Here is a 17,270-nt window from a genome sequence, read left to right as displayed (position 1 = left end):
CGCCTAATCCCTGTACTGACGGCAACCTGACGCTATGCTTCCTTCCGACTCTGACAACGAAAGCTCCGCCCGTTACCCGGCCACTGAAAACGCCGCTGCGCTAAAGCATGATCCGTTCATCATTGGCCTGAAGCAGCGCCTACCCGAAGCGCTTCGCGAGAGCTTCACCGAACAGCAATTGTTAGGACTTCGTAGCGCCTTCGCCACACGCTCATGGGCACGACATAAAATCGACCTACGCGGCACCTTCAGTATTTGGAACAACCAGTACTATTTCGTCCTGGTCGGAGGGCGTAACAAGCGCGGCCTGACGCGGGGCCAGCGCAACCTGTCATTGATAACCAAGGCCATTGCGATCACCTTGTTCCTGTTCTTTTCCGTATTGGTGGGACTGGTCGTGCTGTACTTGCTCAAGTCGGCACTTGGCATCAACCTGCTGCCGAATCACTCCGTTGGCCTTTGGGACTGGTTCAAGGGTCACTGAATCCAGGCCCTGACCATAAGATTTGCGGATGCCGTCCACATCGCTGAATACTGACTAGACTCCTGGCAGACCATAGCTTCGAGGTGTCTATGAGCGACGAGCAAGAGCGCAAATCTCTGACCCTGCGGCAAATGCTGCAAAGCATTCTGGCCGGAGCACTGGGCGTGCAAAGCGGCAAGAATCGCGCTCGCGACTTCAGTCACGGCAAGCCCAGCCACTTCATCCTGTTGGGTCTGGGTTTCACCGTAGTGTTCGTCTTGGTGATTCTCGGCGTAGTCAAACTAGTGCTCTATCTCGTGGGGCTGTAAATCGGCGCGCTGCCGTTTACTGATGGCTGACCCAGAAAATCGCTGTCGCTACCGCCAGAAGAATCAGAACGAAGATGGCGGCAGCGTCTGCTCTACTGTCATTACCACGTTGGTTGGAAGGCTCCGACATAGCTGTTTCCCCTTGTTGTTGAGAGCTCGTCTGCTTGCAGTTAAGACCACGCAAGCGAGGCGCTCAAGGTGAGGGGTTTAAATGCTCAATAAGCGGCGTTTCGTTCTAAACATATTCCCAAACATCACTTTTGCGTATAACCGCTAGCTGGTATCTTGCTGCCTCCCTGATGGGTGCGCGGCCGTGCGCGCGACAAGCTGTAGACAGCCTGAACAGGACACTCAATGTACGTTTACGACCAGTACGATCACCAGATCGTCAAAGAACGCGTCAACCAGTTCCGCGAACAGACCCGCCGTTACCTGGCCGGCGAGCTGACTGACGCTGAATTCCTGCCGCTGCGCCTGCAGAACGGTCTGTATATCCAGCGTTACGCACCTATGCTACGCATCGCGGTGCCCTATGGCCTACTTTCCTCGATGCAAATTCGCAAACTGGCCGAGATCACTCGCAAGTACGACAAGGGTTACGCCCACATCAGTACCCGTACCAACGTCCAGCTGAACTGGCCGGATCTCGAAGACGTCCCGGAGATACTTGCCGAACTCGCCACAGTGCAGATGCACGCTATCCAAACCAGCGGCAACTGCATTCGCAACACCACCACAGACCAGTTCGCTGGCGTGGCCAAGGATGAGCTGATCGATCCACGCCCATGGTGCGAAATCATCCGCCAGTGGTCGACCTTCCATCCCGAATTTGCTCGCCTGCCACGCAAGTTCAAAATCGCCATCAACGGCGCGGCAAGCGATCGCGCGGCGATCGGCGTACACGATATCGGCCTCGAAGCGGTGAAGAACGCCGAAGGCGAACTGGGCTTCCGCGTCGCTGTCGGTGGTGGTTTGGGGCGTACCCCCATCGTCGGCAGCTTCATCAATGAATTCCTGCCCTGGAAGCACCTGCTTACCTATCTCGAAGCCATCCTGCGTGTGTACAACCGCTATGGCCGTCGTGACAACAAGTTCAAGGCGCGCATCAAGATCCTGGTCAAGGCTCTGACGCCGGCAGTGTTCGCTGAACGTGTCGATGCTGAATGGGAACATCTCAAGGACGGTCCCAGCACCTTGAACGATGAGGAAGTCCAACGGGTCAGCCAGTATTTCGTCGATCCTCCATACAAGACCCTGGATGATCAGGACGATGCCCTCCGCCAGCTAGACACCGAGCACGCCGGCTTTGCGCGCTGGCGCGAGCGCAACGTGGTCGCGCACAAGAAACCCGGTTACGCGGCGGTAACGCTGTCGCTGAAGAGCACCGGCGTTGCGCCCGGCGACGTCACCGACAAGCAGCTGGACATGATCGCCGATCTCGCCGACCGCTACAGCTTCGGCGAAGTACGCAACTCGCACGAACAGAACATGATCCTCGCCGACGTCGAGCAATCGCGCCTGTTCGAGCTATGGCACGAGCTGCGTGAATTGGGCGTCGCCACGCCGAACATCGGCTTGCTCACTGACATCATTTGCTGCCCAGGCGGTGACTTCTGTTCGCTGGCCAATGCCAAGTCGCTCCCGATTGCCGACGCCATCCAGCGTCGCTTCGATGACCTTGATTATCTGTTCGACATCGGCGATCTGGACCTGAACATATCTGGCTGCATGAATGCCTGCGGCCACCATCATGTCGGTCACATCGGCATCCTTGGCGTCGACAAGAAGGGCGCCGAGTTCTACCAGGTTTCGGTTGGCGGCAGCTCGGGGCGCGATACCACCCTTGGCCAGATCCTCGGCCCGTCCTTCGCCCAGGACGCGATGCCCGACGTCATCGAAAAAATCATTGCCGTCTACGTGGAGCAACGTAACGAAGATGAACAGTTTCTCGACACCTTCCGCCGCATCGGCATCGATCCTTTCAAGGAGCGCGTCTATGCAGCGAATCATTAAGCACGATCAGGTCGTCGACGAGACCTGGCACCTGCTGCCCAGTGACGCCGCCCTGACGGACGTGCCGAACAGCGACGATGTAATCGTGCCGATGCGGCTTTGGACCGATCACGCCCATGCCCTCAAGGTGCGTGATGGCGGCCTGGGCATCTGGCTGGAGGCCGACGAAGCCATCGAGGACATCGTCGACGATCTCGAACACTTCCAGGTCGTGGCGCTGAATTTCCCGGTGTTTACTGACGGTCGTCATTTCTCCAGTGCGCGCCTGTTACGTGAACGCTACGGCTACAAAGGGGAAATTCGTGCCATTGGCGACGTGCTGCGCGATCAGCTGTTTCTCATGCGCCGCTGTGGTTTCGATGCCTATGCCGTACGCGCCGATCGCGACCCCTACGATGCATTGGAAGGTCTGAAGGATTTCTCGGTGACGTACCAGTCCGCCGTGGATGAGCCGCTGCCACTGTTCCGTCGCCGACAGGGCTGATTCAGCTGTACAAAAAACCCGCCGTTTGGCGGGTTTTTTTGTCACTGATACATCCAGAAGTTGGGATGTTCGATTTGGGCGACTTTGGCTGGCTGCTTCCTGCCGAACGTTTCCATGATTTTTTCTGCCAGTGCTTTCATGACCAATTCCTGTTGCGTTGAAGTGGCGCTAGCTTCTCGCAAACAACTGCCGCAACGAAATCGGTTCTGGCTATACAGCCAATAGCGTTCAGTCGAGCCGCACCAGCATTCGTCCTGTTTGTTGGCCCGCCAGCATTCGCTCGATCGCCTGTGGCAGTTCTTCCATGGAAATTTCCTGCACCAGTTCATTCAGGTTCGGTAGCTTCCATTGGGTCGACAACTTGTCCCACATCGAAGCCTTCGTGCTTCTTGGAATCTCGACCGAGTCGACGCCAAGCAGATTCACGCCGCGAAGGATGAACGGCAGTACATTGGCTTGGAAATTCGTTCCAGCGGTCAGGCCACAGCAAGCGACACTGGCACCGCGCTGCAGGGACTTGATGACGTTGAACAGAATGTCGCCACCCACGGTATCGACAGCACCCGCCCATTGCTCCTTGAGCATCGGTTTTTCGGTGCCGGATTGCAGCACGCTACGCTCGATCACCTGCGTGGCGCCAAGGCTGGTCAGAAACTGCGTCTGTTCGACTTTGCCCGTCACGGCGGCCACGTTGTAGCCGAGCCGGGACAGCAATGCGACCGCGATACTGCCAACGCCTCCGGTCGCGCCAGTCACCAGAACTGGCGCGTCGCCCGGCACGAGGCCCGCCCGCTCAAGCTTGTCCACGCAAAGCGCAGCGGTCAGGCCTGCGGTTCCGAGGGCCATCGCTTCACGCAAGGAGAGTCCGGACGGACGCTTGATCACCCACGTCGCCGGCACACGAATGAGCTGGCCGAAGCCGCCTGCTGTGTTCATTCCCAGGTCATAACCGGTAACGATCACCTCGTCACCTTCGGAGTAGCCCGAGGCACTCGACTCGACGACGATGCCTGCTGCGTCGATGCCTGGCGTATGCGGGTAGTTACGAGTGACGCCGCGATTGCCGCTGGCGGACAGGGCATCTTTGTAGTTCAGCGATGAGTAGCTGACGCGAATCAGCACCTCGCCAGCGGGCAGTTCGCTAACCTCCCGCTCGATGATGCGCGTTTCGAAACGACCCTCTGCGCTTTCGCTGGTTTGCAGTGCCTTGAAGCTACTCATCAGTTACCCCTCATTGCCAGAATCGTTGTTCATTGAGTCGTGTCCAGCCCTTTAGCAGGCCGTGCTCAAGGGTAGCGCTGGCGGCCATGCCGAACCGCTCGGGTAGGCTCTTCTTCTCCGCGTAATGCAGTTGGAATAAGTCCGCTTCGCGAGCCCGGGCAGCCAGGTATTCATCGCTGGTCTTCAACTCGTCAACCAACCGCTTGCCGAGGGCCGCGATACCGAGCCAGACCTCGCCAGTGGCGACATCATCGATCGACACTTGCTGGCGATACCGCGCGACAAAATTCTTGAACAGTTCGTGTGTCGTTTCCAAATCGTCCTGGAACTTCTCCCGCCCTTTCTCGGTGTTTTCGCCAAAAATCGTCAGAGTTCGCTTGTATTCACCAGCGGTCAGCACCTCGACATCGACATCGTGCTTCTTCAGTAGCCGATGCACGTTCGGCAACTGGGCGACAACACCGATGGAGCCAAGGATTGCAAAAGGTGCGCTGAGAATTTTCTGGCCGATGCACGCCATCATGTACCCGCCGCTTGCGGCGACCTTGTCGACGCACACCGTCAGCGGAACGCCCGCATCACGGATGCGAACCAGCTGCGAGGCAGCGAGCCCATAACCGTGAACCATGCCGCCGCCGCTTTCCAGGCGGAGAACGACCTCGTCCTGCGGCGTAGCGAGGGTCAGCAGTGCGGTAATTTCATGACGAAGGTTGTCGACCGCCGACGCCTTGATGTCTCCATCGAAATCGAGCACAAACACCCGCGGACGGCTCTCCAGATTTTTCTTTGCCAGCTTGGCGGCTTTGGCCTCACGCTTGCGCTGCAGCTTGAGCTGATCCTTGTCGACCAACGATTGCTCGAGGCGCTCACGCATCGATTTGTAAAAGTCGTTCAACTTATGGACTTCGAGGTGGCCGCCCGAATGCCGAGACCGCCCACGCCGCAACGAGGCGAGCGCAATAAGCACCACCAGCACAGCAACCACCAAGGTTACGGTCTTCGCCAGAAAGCTTGCATAGTCAGCAAGAAAGTCCACAGATCCTCCTAGGATTAAAGGGTCGCCAGCAGAGACGCAGCGTGGCACAAACCGGCCAAGCATACCGAGTACTCGTCTATCTGAGCCAGCAGAGCTCAATTCAAACAAACGTATGATTTATCGTTGACACTCCAGAACGATCCCCCTACCCTCGCGAAAACAGGGGACCTGGAGCGGAGCATGGGTAGTATCTACCTGATCAGACATGGTCAGGCGTCGTTTGGCGCGGACAACTACGATGTGCTCTCACCGCTCGGCTTTCAGCAATCAGCTGCGTTGGGCAATTATTTCAACCAACTGGATATTCGCTTCGACCGCTGCTTGAGTGGAGAGTTGGAGCGTCAGCAGGACACGGCGAAGACGACTCTTGAGCGCATGAGTTCTTGCCAAGACAGGCCGTTGCCGCCACTGGAAATAGATCCAGCCTTCAATGAGTTTCATGCCGACGAGGTGATTCGTGCGCACATGGCCGATCTGCTGGCCTTCGAACCCAAGGCTATGCAAATCCTTGCCAACGCAGCCGATCACCGGGCCGAATTTCAACGCCTGTTTCAGTACGTCATTCAGCGCTGGGTGTCTGGCGAACATGAAAAGGACGACCTGGAAAGCTGGCAGTGTTTCATCGACCGCGTTCAGGACGGCCTGAACCGGCTACTCGACCAGGCAGACAAAAAAGACCGTATCGCCGTCTTCACATCTGGCGGCACCATTACGGCACTGCTTCAATTGGTCATCGGTGTGCCGCCCATCAAGGCGTTCGAATTGAACTGGCAGATCGTCAACACCTCACTCAGTCGACTCAGATTCCGTGATCGTGATGTCGCGCTGGCGACGTTCAATAGTCATGTACATCTGGATCTGATGAAAAATCCGGAGCTCGTCACCTACCGATAAGCTCCAGCCGCCTGCAGCCCGAGGCTGCATGTTTATTCCACGACAACAAAGGGACATATCCGATGAGCAACGTCGACGAAACCATTCAGGGCATGAAGGCCAAGTTCAATCCCAGCGCTGCGGCCGGCCTGGATCTGGTTTTCCAGTTCAACATTACCGATGCAGAGAACTACTACCTCGTCGTCAAAGACGGCACCTGCGACTTCCACAAAGGTGAGTCTGCCGACGCCAACGTAACGCTGATCATGGATAGCGAAACCATGCAGGGCGTCATCAGCGGCGAAACCGACGGCATGCAGGCATTCATGGCCGGCAAGCTGCGCGCCGAGGGCGACATGATGCTTGCTCTGAAGCTGAGCGAACTGTTCCCGGCCTGATCAGCCGTTGCGTAAAAAGCCGAAGTCGCATGACTTCGGCTTTTTTATGCGCTTTTTACGGACGTTCATGCATTAAGCAGCTTGATTACACGGCAACACCCCGGCCAATAACAACGCACTTTGCTTGGTGATGCCCGTACCGCACATTAGATTACGAACGCCGAATGGTCAGAGGGTATCGAATGCGCGCCTGCCAATGACCTGCTCATCGGCATCGATTATAAAAAGGGACAAGCATGGCATTAACAGATCAGACCAGCCGCATACGAGACGGTGAAGAGCTGCCTACCGACGTCATCGACCAGTACCTGAAAGGCCAGATTTCTGGTCTGGAAGGCACACCGGATATCACGCAGTTCCCAGGGGGCGCGTCCAACCTGACTTATCTGCTGGAATATCCGAAGCAGGAGTTCGTGCTACGTCGCCCTCCGTTTGGCCACAAGGCCAAGTCGGCACACGACATGGGCCGCGAGTATCGGATTCTCAATCAGCTAAACGCTGGTTTTCCATACTGTCCCAAAGCCTATGCGTATTGCACTGACGAGACGCTTATAGGTGCCGAGTTCTATGTCATGGAGCGCGTCAAGGGCATCATCTTGCGAGAGGATATTCCCGCCGAGCTGGGCTTCACCCCAGACCAAACGACCGCGCTGTGCAAAAGCTTCGTCGACAAGTTCGTCGAGCTCCACAACGTCGATTACAACAGCTGCGGCCTGGGCGACCTAGGCAAACCCGAAGGTTACGTGCAACGTCAGATCAACGGCTGGATCGACCGTTACGAGCGGGCGATCACGCCTGACGCACCCGCCTGGGGACAGGTAAAGGCCTGGCTGCGCGATAAGATGCCAGCGGATCATCACAAGCCGGCAATCGTTCACAACGACTACCGATTCGACAATGTGATTCTCAGCCCAGATAACCCAATGGAGATCATCGGCGTCCTGGACTGGGAAATGACTACCCTTGGTGACCCACTGATGGATCTGGGTAATACGCTCGCTTATTGGATCGAAGCGACGGATCCGCCTCCTATGCAGTTGATCCGCAAGCAGCCCAGCAACGCTCCAGGCATGCTGACTCGCCAGCAATTCGTCGATTACTACGCCGAGCGTGCTGGCATTCGCATCGACAACTTCGACTACTACTACACCTACGGCCTGTTCCGCCTCGCCGCTATCGTGCAGCAGATCTACTACCGGTATTTCCACGGCCAGACGCAGGACAAGCGATTCGCGAGGTTCGTTCAGATGAACGCCCTGCTCGAGCATGTGAGTCTGCAAGTCATTAACAAATCGAAGCTGTAACACAGCTCCCCAAGAGGAAACACTCCATGAGCAAAACCACTCTGTTCGATCTGGACGGCAAGATCGCGTTCGTATCAGGCGCCAGCCGCGGTATCGGCGAGGCGATTGCCAAGCTTCTGGCTCAGCAAGGTGCCCACGTCATTGTTTCCAGCCGCAAGATCGAAGGCTGCCAGGCTGTCGCGGATGCAATCGTTGCCGCGGGTGGCAAGGCGACACCGGTGGCCTGCCACATTGGTGAGCTGGAGCAGATCCAGGCCGTCTTCGCTCAGATTCGGGAGCAGTTTGGCCGGCTGGATATTCTGGTCAACAACGCAGCGACCAACCCGCAGTTCTGTCACATCCTCGATACCGACGTCTCGGCATTCCAAAAGACCGTCGACGTGAACATTCGCGGTTATTTCTTCATGTCCGTCGAGGCTGGTAAGTTGATGCGCGAGCATGGTGGCGGCAGCATCATCAACGTTGCGTCCATCAACGGCGTGACACCGGGCAATTTCCAGGGGATCTATTCGGTCACCAAGGCCGCGGTCATCAACATGACCAAGGCTTTTGCCAAGGAATGCGCACCGCAGGGCATTCGCTGCAACGCTTTGCTACCAGGCCTGACTGACACCAAGTTCGCCTCGGCACTGGTCAAGAACGACTCGATCCGTGAAGAAGCGCTGCGTCATATCCCGCTGCATCGCGTCGCCGACCCAAGTGAAATGGCCGGTGCCGTCCTGTATCTGGCCAGCGATGCATCGAGCTACACCACCGGCTTGTCGCTCAACGTGGACGGCGGCTACCTTGCCTGATCAGGCTTAAACGACGAAAGGGAACCTAGGGTTCCCTTTTTTCTGAGTCCTCGACGTCACCAATTCTTCATTGCCTGCTCGGCAGCGGTATTCGCCGGCTTCGCCCGCAATCCGGTGGGAGCCATCTCCAATGTATAGACAGCGCCATCAGCGATTGGCAGATAGCTGATTCGCCGGGCCTGCGCCTCGAACATCAGTGATGCGCAGCGACAACGCTGCAGCCAGTTCCAGAAATCCACTCCGCTCCAGCTATGTCCGAGCTCGACGTACGGATGACGAGCCTGATTCTGCTGCTCGACGGCCAGGTAACGCCCCGAAAGCTTCTCAAGTCGGTAGCCGGGCTTCAAACCAATCAATGCCGCCAAACTCTTCCAGTGAAGCGCCCGCAAATCGAGTTGCCAGAGATCGCCTTCCAGCGTGACAAAGCGGACATGCTTATCTTCCTCGATCCTGACTTGGTAGCGCTGTTGACCATCGGCCTGAAATGACAGCGAAGCCAGCGGCTTGCCCTGGGCGAGGGGCTGATAAGTTTTGACGTCCCAGGCAATCAGGCCGATCAGCCCAGCCAGCGCGAGGACCAGCATACCGAAGGTGCCGCGCAACCAGCCAAGCAGCCAATTTCCGCCAAACAGCATGCGTACCGCTATCAGTGCAATGATGAACGCGACTAGCGCGACAACCACTGCCAGCCCCAGATATTGCATGACCCGCCTTCCCTACAAACCTGACGGGGCATTATCCGCAGCCCCACATCATGCATCCAGCGACAGATCGGAACAGTGGCAACGAGTCGACATTCTGCTGCCTTTCTCTTGGTGAACAGCAAGGAAGCCGTGTTGAACGGCATGCCATTGGCTTATCACGATGCAAACGGCATCATGCATCGCCTGTGATCTCCTTGTTCGCTTACGAGAACCCATACCGATGCTTGAATTCGCTGCGGACCCTCTGGTGCTGGCCGCCCTCATGGCCGTAGCCTTTCTAGCAGGGTTCATCGATGCGATTGCCGGTGGGGGTGGGCTATTGACGCTACCCGCATTGCTGACTGCGGGCCTGCCGCCGCATCTGGTTCTCGGCACCAACAAACTGTCTGCGACATTCGGCTCGGCCATGGCGAGCTACACCTTTTATCGCCGCAAGCTGTTCGATCCGGCGCAATGGCGATTCGCGCTCGTGGCCACCGCCATCGGAGCAGCGCTGGGTGCTGGACTGGCACATTTGATCCCGGCTCACTGGCTTAATCAACTACTGCCCCTGGTGGTTTTCGGCTGCGGACTGTATCTGCTTTTTGGTCGTGTTCCGACCACGCCACGAGCCGACGCTGCGCCAATCGGCAAGCGCCGCCAATGGCCACAGGGCCTGACGCTGGGCTTCTACGATGGCATAGCCGGCCCCGGTACTGGGGCATTCTGGACGGTCAGCAACATGCTTCTTTACCCACTCGACCTGCTCAGGGCCAGCGGCGTGGCACGCAGCATGAACTTCGTTAGCAACGGTGTCGCACTCGCCGTGTTCATCATCAGCGGCCACGTTGCCTGGGCGTTGGGTATCGGGATGGGTATCGCCTTGATGGGCGGCGCCTACCTTGGCGCACGCACGGCGATCCAGGGCGGATCAAGGTTCATCCGGCCGATCTTCATTTCGGTCGTACTGGTGCTGAGCCTGCGGTTAGCCTGGCAGCATTGGTTCGGGGCGGCCTAGCCGTTGCGCCAGATACAGCTCGATCAGGTAACGTGCTATGGATTTGTGGGCCGGGAGTGCGGGCAGATCATGGATGGAGAACCAGCCGGCATCTTCGATCTCTTCAGGTTGCATCACGATTTCACCTGACGCGTAGTCGGCATGAAACCCCAGCATGAGCGAGTGCGGAAACGGCCAGCCCTGGCTGCAAATGTACCGAGGCTCTTGGATCGAAACGCCTACCTCTTCATGCACTTCGCGTCGAACACATTGCTCAACCGATTCGCCCGGCTCAACGAAGCCTGCCAGCGTACTGTAGACACCCGGAGCGAACCGCGGTGAACGAGCCAGCAGCAGTTCATCGCCACGGGTGACAAGGACGATCATGCTCGGGGAGATGCGCGGGTAATGATGAATACCGCAGGTCTCACATTGCATCGCCCGCTCCGTCGGATGCTGACGCATCGGGTTGCCGCAACTGCCGCAGAAACGATGATGATTGGCCCAAGTGCCGATCTGTGCCGCGAAGCCCAGCATGCGGAATCTGTCGGTATCGTCATCCTGCATCATGAGTTGCCGCAGACTTTGCCAGGCCGCACCGGGCACCTCGACCGGATGCGCCAATTCCAGCAAAAACACCTGGTCACCGTCGAAATAGCCCAAGCCCTGCTCGCTGAGCAGCGGTAGCTCGAGGCGTTTGAGCCAGCCTCTCGGAAACAGCACGCCATTGGCGTCGAAAAGAAAGCCATGCTGGCAATGTACGACCGCCCACCCGCCTTCGCCCGCAGGGTCAAGCAATGCCGGCTGCCAGCGCAAGCTCATCAGGCCGCCACCGGAAGACCCAATGCCTTGACGCTCTCGGTCGCGAGGTCCAGCACGCTGGCACGTGAATCGTCACGCCGCAGTATCGCTCCGCCGTCGAGGTAGTACTCAAGGCTGGTCAGCGCATCAGCCAGTGTCTCGAGCGTTTGCTCAGAGGGCATCTGCACGCCTTCGAGCATCTGTTTCTGAATGAAGTCAGCGCATGCACCGATCAGCTCGGCGGCGCGATTCTGCTCCAAGAAGTGCAGCCCGCCACGAACCGCCATCAGACTGAAGGGGACGTTAGCCAGATGCAGCTTCTCTCCGTTGGATTCCAGATAGGCAGTAATGGCGCGCTTGGCCAATGCCAGGCCTGCGGTCGCTTCTCCGATGACAACGATGCAAGCTTCGGTGAGTTGGTGATTGGCGAACGCTTCGGCCTCATGACCTGGCTGTGCAATTTGCGGACGCGTATCACGACGCTCGCCGCGCTCCAGGCTTGCAACCATGCTTTCGACGTATAGCACCGCATCGGCCAATTTGAGCAAAGCCGGCGAATCCGGTGCCTCCCCCGCGCTCCAGCTCGACACTGTCGCGAGCTGTGCATGCAAGGTGCTTGATGCCGAAGACAGACCGACCATTCCCAGGGTCTTTGCCAGTTTGCCCAGCAGGCTGTGCAGAGTGGCATAGGATTCGGCCGGAGCCGTTTGTCTTTCGATGAGGTCGAGCAGATCCTTGAGGCTTGCCAGTTCCTCGCGAATCGCCGATGACAACGAGCGCATCACTGCCTGACCGGGACCGGCAAGACGCTGGGACTCGTCCTCGAGAAGGTGATCGGTAAAGGGAAGCGGGCCAAGAGAAAAGATTTCCCGAACCTGGGTAGCCATGGGTCCGTTACTTTCTGCCAGTGCAACCAGATACAGCAGCTCTTTGAGCAGAACACGCGGCGGCTCGTAGGTAGCATTGCCGCTGAGCTGTCGAAGCTCACGGTCGAGCCTGGAGAACAACTGTTTGCGCGATTGACGCGGGAGCAGCTGACCATCCAGCTGCGCCTCCACAGCTGCGCTACCCAGCCAGCACAGACGCCCTGCAGGCGTACTGGCGAACAGTAGATCCAAGCGGCTAAGCGCCCGTGCCATAAGCTTGAGGCTCGCCGCAGCGTTGTCTTCGCGAATGAAGCCAAGCAGACCGACTTGATACATCTGGCGCAAACGCCGAGCTTCGGTCGCTCGTACGGCAGGCTCCCGCACCGCTGCAACCACCGGAGGCCGGGCATGGTCTAGCCGAGCGCTGAAGAAAAAGCTTTCGGGCAACGGTGATTGCTCGCTGGCAAGGCGCAACGCATTGATCGCCGGGAGTAACAGTTCAGGCATTTCCTGACGAGTCGCGTCGACGCTTTCCAGGTAGCGCTCCAGCACGTACAGCGCGTTGCTCAGCGCGGCCAGCTGCGTATCGCGCTCGCCGCCCGCGCCAACCGGAATATCGGTTGCCAGCTGAAGCATTTCCTGTGCGAGCAGCTCGGCTCCGGTCAACTCGATGAGTTTCAGGGTTCCGCGAACCTGCTTGAGATTTTCGACAGCCTGTTGCAGAAGGCTGCCGTTATTACGATCGATGATGAAATGCTCGAGGCTCTGCTCGGCCTCCTCCATGGTGGCGAATAACTCATCGCGAACCAGGCTGAGTGAAGTAGCTCCGGTAACCATGCTTAGCGCGCCTCCCGCGCAACGTTTAGATGGTTCATCAGTCGGCAAAATCCGGTTTCTGTTTGCTCATATGAGCGGCCATGGCCACTTTGAGATCGGCCGACTGAAGCATTGCCGCATTCCAGGTAGCGATGTACTCGAGGCCATCGTCGACACGGTGGTCTCGCATATAACGGATCATTTGTTTGGTGCCGCGAATGGCGACCGGCGACTTCGTGGCGATCTGAGCCGCGAGTGCGAATACGGCAGCCATGAGGGCGGGTTGGTCGACATAGGTCCGATTGACCAAACCAATGCCCTGCGCTTCCTGGCCATCCACGCTTCGTCCGGTATAGGCGAGTTCGCGCATCATTCCGTCGCCAATGATTCGCGGTAGGCGCTGCAGCGTGCCGACGTCAGCAGCCATGCCCATATCGATTTCCTTGATGGAAAATTGCGCATCGAGCGTGCTGTAACGCATATCGCATGCCGCGATGAGATCTATTGCACCGCCGATGCAATAACCCTGGATGGCTGCGATAACCGGCTTGCGGCAGTTATCCACTGCATTGAACGAAGCCTGAAGCTTGAGTATCTGGCGGCGCAGTCTTTCTGCGTTGCGCCCGATATCCGTGCCCATCTGCATGGCGGCCTGTGCCAGCAGCTGCAGATCGATACCGGCCGAAAAATGTTTGCCCTCACCGGACAACACCACCACCCGAACCTCATCCGTATCGTCAATCCATTGAAATATGTCGACGATTTCGCTCCAGAACGCAGCGTTCATGGCGTTGAGTTTGTCCGGCCGGTTGATCGCTACATGAGCGACTTTGTCCTTCAACTCCACATGGAAGGCTTGGTATTCAGTCACGCTATCATCCTCGACAGCCGAGGCACCTCAGTGCCTGAAACAGGTTGAACAGTCCCTGCGCAGGGACTGTTCTCAGCCGAACAACTATAACAACAGCCGGGTGAAAGTCGATGGAGGAGGTTGTGATCCAGCCCACGGCCTTGCGCATCATCAGCTTTGACATTCGGCGACACCGACAAGGCGACCAATCATCCCTCCAGGATGCAATCGACTGTATAGCGCGTGCCGCCCGGATAGTCCTCTAGCTGCAACCCGTGGACATCGGCATCGAAGCCCGGAAAGCGCGCAGCGAAACGTTGCGCGAACTGGAGGTAGTCGAGTATCGAGCGCGTCTCGGCGGTGAACCGCTCGCCCGGCATGATCAGCGGAATGCCAGGCGGATACGGCACCAGCATCACGGCGGCGATACGGCCTTCCAGCGCTTCGATGGGCACCGCCTCGACCTCCCCTCGGACCAGCTTGTCATAGGCATCGGCGGGTTTCATCGCCAACGCAGGCAATGCCGTATACATCCGCCGCATCGCTTTGGCGGTGGCATTTTCCCGATAGCAGTCATGCAGCGAATCGCAAAGATCCTGCAGTCCCATGCCGAGGTACTGGCTGCCGCCGGCCTGCACCACGGTGGGTAACGCATCGCACAGCGGTACGTTGCTGTCGTAGTGCCGTTTGAACTCCAGCAGCTCGGTCAGCAAAGTGCTCCACTTGCCTTTGGTGATTCCCATGGAAAACAAAACAAGGATCGAGTAAAGACCAGTTTTCTCCACCACCAAGCCTCGCTCCCAGAGGAATTTACTGACGACGGCCGCGGGAATACCCCGCTCGCTCAGCTTGCCACCCGCGGTAAGCCCGGGGGTGACCAACGTGACTTTGATCGGATCGAGCAGCACGTAGTCGTTCGCGACGTCGCCGAAACCATGCCAGTCCGCTTCAGGCTCCAGCAACCAGTCCGCCGTAACCAGCTCGTCGGCTCCGTCCGCCGCCGTGGGCTGCCAGATGCTGAACCACCAGTCGCCGTCAGGTAGATGCTGTCGAAGATTGGCCAGCGCGCGCCGAAAGCTCAGCGCCTCGTCGAAGGTTTCCTGAATCAACGAACGGCCAGCAGGGCCTTCCATCATGGCCGAAGCCACATCGAGCGATGCAAGAATGCCGTACTGTGGCGACGTCGAGATATGCATCATGAAGGCTTCATTGAAGCGATCTCGATCCAGCTGTCGCTGCTCGCTGTCGAGCACATGGATCATCGAGGCCTGGCTGAAAGCCGCCAGCACCTTGTGCGTCGAGTGGGTGGTGAACACCAGGGGCCCTTGCTCACGCGTGTCCATTCCATAGCGGCCGTCATAGAACTCGTGAAACGCGGCATAGGCGTACCAAGCCTCGTCGAAATGCAGCACATCGACGCTGTTCCCGAGGGTTCGCTTGATCAGGTTTGCGTTATAACAGAGGCCGTCGTAGGTGGAGTTGGTCACGACAGCCAGCTTCACCCTCGGCGCACGCCCCCGGGTCAGCGGGTTGGCGTCAATCTTGGCTTGAATCGACGTTGGAGAAAACTCGTCGAGCGGGATGGGGCCGATGATGCCGAGTTCGTTGCGTGACGGTGTCAGATAAAGCGGAATCGCGCCGGTCATGATGATCGAGTGCAGTATCGACTTGTGGCAGTTACGGTCCACCAGTACGAGGTCGTCGCGCGCCACCATCGAGTGCCAGACGATCTTGTTGGCAGTCGATGTGCCATTAATGACGAAAAACGTATGATCGGCGCCAAAATTGCGCGCCGCACGCGCCTCGGCCGCCGCCAGCGGACCTGTGTGATCGAGTAGCGAGCCGAGCTCGGGCACGGAAACCGACAGGTCGGAACGCAGCGTGTTTTCGCCGAAAAACTGGTGAAACGCCTGACCGACCGGGCTCTTGCGAAAAGCAACCCCACCGCCATGACCCGGCGTGTGCCACGAATAATTCGAGTCGCCCGTATGCTGAACCAGCGCGCGGAAAAACGGGGGCAGCAGGCCTTCCAGATAGGCGCGTGTGGCTCGTGCCACCTGCCGCGCCAGGAAGGGCACCGTATCCTCGAAGAGATACAGCAGCCCACGCAGCTCATTCAGATCGGCCATCGCTTCGGCCGGCGCGTTCTCGATGGTGATCTGCTCGCCCAACGCAAATATAGGAAGCTGTGGAGCACGACGCCGGGCAACGCGGATCAACCCTACGACGTCCTGCAGCAGTCGCTGATTCTCACCCGCACCTTCGGCAGCGACCAATATGCAGGCCAAGCCATGGTGCGTCGAAGCGACGATACGGCCTTCAGCAGCGCTTGCGGTAGGAAGAATATGAAAGCCGTCGCGCTCGAGCTCAGTCGCGATCTCGCGAACCCGCTCGCCGGCGACGGTATCAGCCTTGATGTCGCGATGAACGATAAGGATGGGAAATTTCAGATCTTTGTACATGAGTGCTTCCTGAGAGCGTTCCCCTTCAGCGTAGAAGGTCCGCCCCCAAGCACCAAGCGTGAAATGCGATTGCACCAGGCTGACGCGGCAAAGCCTACGTCAGCGCTAAAGCTTCAAGCAGGCAAGGCTTCCGCCTCGATGTCGGCGGGGTGTTCCAGCTGAACCCAGAGCGGTGCTGCCCCCGAAGCTTTTTCAATCGCCTGCATGCGCGCCGCATGTGCAGCGACTTCTTCAGCGCTGGCGCGAATGACCAAGGTTCCAGCTCTATCGGCATGCAGACGCCGAATCGGCGTCGCCTGTTGGCGGCCGCCGTTTTCAGAATCGGCGCCGTCCCCGGCCAGGGACAGATTGGTCTGCCCGCCCGTCATCGTCAGGAAGACGTCGGCGAGAATTTCCGCATCGAGCAAAGCGCCGTGCAGATCGCGACCGGAGTTGTCTACCCCGTAACGCTTGCACAACGCATCGAGGCTGTTGCGCTGCCCTGGATGACGCTCCCGGGCCATCAGCAGGGTGTCGAGAATGCCGCAGTGATCGCTCAGCTCGGCGCGATCCTGCTGCCCGAGCAGGGCGAATTCATTGTTGATGAAGCCGACGTCGAACGCTGCGTTGTGAATGATCAGCTGGGCGCCCTTGATGAATTCGAAGAACTCATCGGCGACATCCCTAAACCTTGGCTTGTCAGTCAGGAACTCATTGGTAATGCCGTGGACCGCGATTGCACCCTCGTCCACTTCGCGATCCGGCTGCAGGTACACGTGATAATGCCGGCCGGTCAGGCGACGATCGATGACTTCGACACAGCCGATTTCGATGATCCGGTGGCCGTCGGTCACCGGCATGCCGGTGGTTTCGGTATCCAGCACTACGCTACGCATATTTC

At 58.3% G+C, this 17,270-nt stretch carries 17 protein-coding genes; 9 read left to right on the top strand and 8 right to left on the bottom strand.

Annotated elements, in window-relative coordinates; genetic code table 11:
• The first annotated feature begins 34 nt into the window (after positions 1 to 34).
• The 4 genes from NA647_RS13370 to NA647_RS13355 all read left to right on the top strand — a co-directional run bounded on the left by NA647_RS13370 (position 35) and on the right by NA647_RS13355 (position 3,289).
• Positions 35 to 484, top strand: a complete 450-nt coding sequence (locus tag NA647_RS13370; RefSeq protein ID WP_256058104.1) for a 3-phosphoshikimate 1-carboxyvinyltransferase — start codon at positions 35 to 37, stop codon at positions 482 to 484.
• Positions 485 to 573: 89 nt separating this feature from the next.
• Positions 574 to 792: a DUF2970 domain-containing protein gene (locus NA647_RS13365; RefSeq protein WP_131648666.1), complete on the top strand. Its 219-nt coding sequence runs from the start codon at positions 574 to 576 to the stop codon at positions 790 to 792.
• 354 nt (positions 793 to 1,146) lie between these two features.
• Positions 1,147 to 2,805 (top strand): nitrite/sulfite reductase, encoded by a 1,659-nt coding sequence (locus tag NA647_RS13360; RefSeq protein ID WP_256058103.1) that lies wholly within the window; start codon positions 1,147 to 1,149, stop codon positions 2,803 to 2,805.
• Entirely contained in the window at positions 2,789 to 3,289 is a 501-nt protein-coding gene (locus NA647_RS13355; RefSeq protein ID WP_256048641.1) for a DUF934 domain-containing protein, read from the top strand. The genes NA647_RS13360 and NA647_RS13355 overlap by 17 nt, the downstream gene beginning before the upstream one ends.
• 228 nt (positions 3,290 to 3,517) lie before the next feature.
• On the opposite strand, the gene NA647_RS13350 is transcribed toward NA647_RS13355, so the two are convergent.
• Both NA647_RS13350 and sohB read right to left on the bottom strand, forming a co-directional pair.
• The gene (locus NA647_RS13350; RefSeq protein WP_256048642.1) at positions 3,518 to 4,510 is read right to left on the bottom strand and encodes a YhdH/YhfP family quinone oxidoreductase; all 993 of its coding nucleotides are present in this window, start codon (positions 4,508 to 4,510) and stop codon (positions 3,518 to 3,520) included.
• Between the two features lie 10 nt (positions 4,511 to 4,520).
• The gene (gene sohB, locus NA647_RS13345) at positions 4,521 to 5,546 is read right to left on the bottom strand and encodes a protease SohB (RefSeq protein WP_256048688.1); all 1,026 of its coding nucleotides are present in this window, start codon (positions 5,544 to 5,546) and stop codon (positions 4,521 to 4,523) included.
• Positions 5,547 to 5,726: 180 nt separating this feature from the next.
• Between sohB and NA647_RS13340 the strand changes: the two genes are divergently transcribed.
• From NA647_RS13340 to NA647_RS13325, 4 genes are all read left to right on the top strand, one after another.
• Complete coding sequence (locus tag NA647_RS13340) at positions 5,727 to 6,440, top strand: histidine phosphatase family protein (RefSeq protein ID WP_256048643.1); 714 nt, start codon at positions 5,727 to 5,729, stop codon at positions 6,438 to 6,440.
• A gap of 62 nt (positions 6,441 to 6,502) precedes the next feature.
• Entirely contained in the window at positions 6,503 to 6,817 is a 315-nt protein-coding gene (locus NA647_RS13335; protein ID WP_045427587.1) for an SCP2 sterol-binding domain-containing protein, read from the top strand.
• A 236-nt stretch (positions 6,818 to 7,053) separates the two neighbouring features.
• Complete coding sequence (locus tag NA647_RS13330) at positions 7,054 to 8,121, top strand: phosphotransferase family protein (protein ID WP_256048644.1); 1,068 nt, start codon at positions 7,054 to 7,056, stop codon at positions 8,119 to 8,121.
• 26 nt (positions 8,122 to 8,147) lie between these two features.
• A complete protein-coding gene (locus NA647_RS13325) occupies positions 8,148 to 8,915 on the top strand; it encodes an SDR family oxidoreductase (protein WP_131648659.1) in 768 nt (255 codons plus the stop codon).
• A gap of 56 nt (positions 8,916 to 8,971) precedes the next feature.
• Here NA647_RS13325 and NA647_RS13320 read toward each other — a convergent pair whose 3' ends face one another.
• Positions 8,972 to 9,619 (bottom strand): hypothetical protein, encoded by a 648-nt coding sequence (locus NA647_RS13320; protein ID WP_256058102.1) that lies wholly within the window; start codon positions 9,617 to 9,619, stop codon positions 8,972 to 8,974.
• 220 nt (positions 9,620 to 9,839) lie between these two features.
• On the opposite strand from NA647_RS13320, the gene NA647_RS13315 reads away from it, so the two are divergent.
• Complete coding sequence (locus NA647_RS13315; protein WP_256058101.1) at positions 9,840 to 10,616, top strand: TSUP family transporter; 777 nt, start codon at positions 9,840 to 9,842, stop codon at positions 10,614 to 10,616.
• On the opposite strand, the gene nudC is transcribed toward NA647_RS13315, so the two are convergent.
• From nudC to dnaQ, 5 genes are all read right to left on the bottom strand, one after another.
• Positions 10,584 to 11,417 carry an NAD(+) diphosphatase gene (nudC, locus tag NA647_RS13310; RefSeq protein ID WP_256058100.1) on the bottom strand — a complete coding sequence of 278 codons (834 nt, stop codon included), beginning with the start codon at positions 11,415 to 11,417 and terminating at the stop codon, positions 10,584 to 10,586. The two genes, NA647_RS13315 and nudC, sit on opposite strands and share 33 nt — an antisense overlap.
• Positions 11,417 to 13,099, bottom strand: coding sequence for a ferrous iron transporter B (locus NA647_RS13305; protein ID WP_256058099.1), 1,683 nt, complete (start codon positions 13,097 to 13,099; stop codon positions 11,417 to 11,419). Before NA647_RS13305 ends, nudC begins: the two co-directional genes overlap by 1 nt.
• Before the next feature lie 37 nt (positions 13,100 to 13,136).
• Entirely contained in the window at positions 13,137 to 13,949 is an 813-nt protein-coding gene (locus NA647_RS13300; protein ID WP_256058098.1) for a crotonase/enoyl-CoA hydratase family protein, read from the bottom strand.
• A gap of 188 nt (positions 13,950 to 14,137) precedes the next feature.
• Positions 14,138 to 16,390 carry an Orn/Lys/Arg decarboxylase N-terminal domain-containing protein gene (locus NA647_RS13295; protein ID WP_256058097.1) on the bottom strand — a complete coding sequence of 751 codons (2,253 nt, stop codon included), beginning with the start codon at positions 16,388 to 16,390 and terminating at the stop codon, positions 14,138 to 14,140.
• A 113-nt stretch (positions 16,391 to 16,503) separates the two neighbouring features.
• Positions 16,504 to 17,265, bottom strand: coding sequence for a DNA polymerase III subunit epsilon (gene dnaQ, locus NA647_RS13290; protein ID WP_256058096.1), 762 nt, complete (start codon positions 17,263 to 17,265; stop codon positions 16,504 to 16,506).
• Positions 17,266 to 17,270: the final 5 nt, after the last annotated feature.

Source organism: Stutzerimonas stutzeri (assembly GCF_024448985.1).
In the GTDB taxonomy this organism is placed as follows: Bacteria; Pseudomonadota; Gammaproteobacteria; order Pseudomonadales; family Pseudomonadaceae; genus Stutzerimonas; species Stutzerimonas stutzeri_AP.
This window is presented reverse-complemented; position numbering and strand designations above follow the sequence as displayed.

Bases quoted from the DNA above. Each gene is read 5' to 3' on its own strand.
- NA647_RS13370 (WP_256058104.1), top strand. From the start codon at position 35: ATGCTTCCTTCCGACTCTGACAACGAAAGCTCCGCCCGTTACCCGGCC.
- NA647_RS13365 (WP_131648666.1), top strand. From the start codon at position 574: ATGAGCGACGAGCAAGAGCGCAAATCTCTGACCCTGCGGCAAATGCTG.
- NA647_RS13360 (WP_256058103.1), top strand. From the start codon at position 1,147: ATGTACGTTTACGACCAGTACGATCACCAGATCGTCAAAGAACGCGTC.
- NA647_RS13355 (WP_256048641.1), top strand. From the start codon at position 2,789: ATGCAGCGAATCATTAAGCACGATCAGGTCGTCGACGAGACCTGGCAC.
- NA647_RS13350 (WP_256048642.1), bottom strand. From the start codon at position 4,510: ATGAGTAGCTTCAAGGCACTGCAAACCAGCGAAAGCGCAGAGGGTCGT.
- NA647_RS13340 (WP_256048643.1), top strand. From the start codon at position 5,727: ATGGGTAGTATCTACCTGATCAGACATGGTCAGGCGTCGTTTGGCGCG.
- NA647_RS13335 (WP_045427587.1), top strand. From the start codon at position 6,503: ATGAGCAACGTCGACGAAACCATTCAGGGCATGAAGGCCAAGTTCAAT.
- NA647_RS13330 (WP_256048644.1), top strand. From the start codon at position 7,054: ATGGCATTAACAGATCAGACCAGCCGCATACGAGACGGTGAAGAGCTG.
- NA647_RS13325 (WP_131648659.1), top strand. From the start codon at position 8,148: ATGAGCAAAACCACTCTGTTCGATCTGGACGGCAAGATCGCGTTCGTA.
- NA647_RS13320 (WP_256058102.1), bottom strand. From the start codon at position 9,619: ATGCAATATCTGGGGCTGGCAGTGGTTGTCGCGCTAGTCGCGTTCATC.
- NA647_RS13315 (WP_256058101.1), top strand. From the start codon at position 9,840: ATGCTTGAATTCGCTGCGGACCCTCTGGTGCTGGCCGCCCTCATGGCC.
- nudC (WP_256058100.1), bottom strand. From the start codon at position 11,417: ATGAGCTTGCGCTGGCAGCCGGCATTGCTTGACCCTGCGGGCGAAGGC.
- NA647_RS13305 (WP_256058099.1), bottom strand. From the start codon at position 13,099: ATGGTTACCGGAGCTACTTCACTCAGCCTGGTTCGCGATGAGTTATTC.
- NA647_RS13295 (WP_256058097.1), bottom strand. From the start codon at position 16,390: ATGTACAAAGATCTGAAATTTCCCATCCTTATCGTTCATCGCGACATC.
- dnaQ (WP_256058096.1), bottom strand. From the start codon at position 17,265: ATGCGTAGCGTAGTGCTGGATACCGAAACCACCGGCATGCCGGTGACC.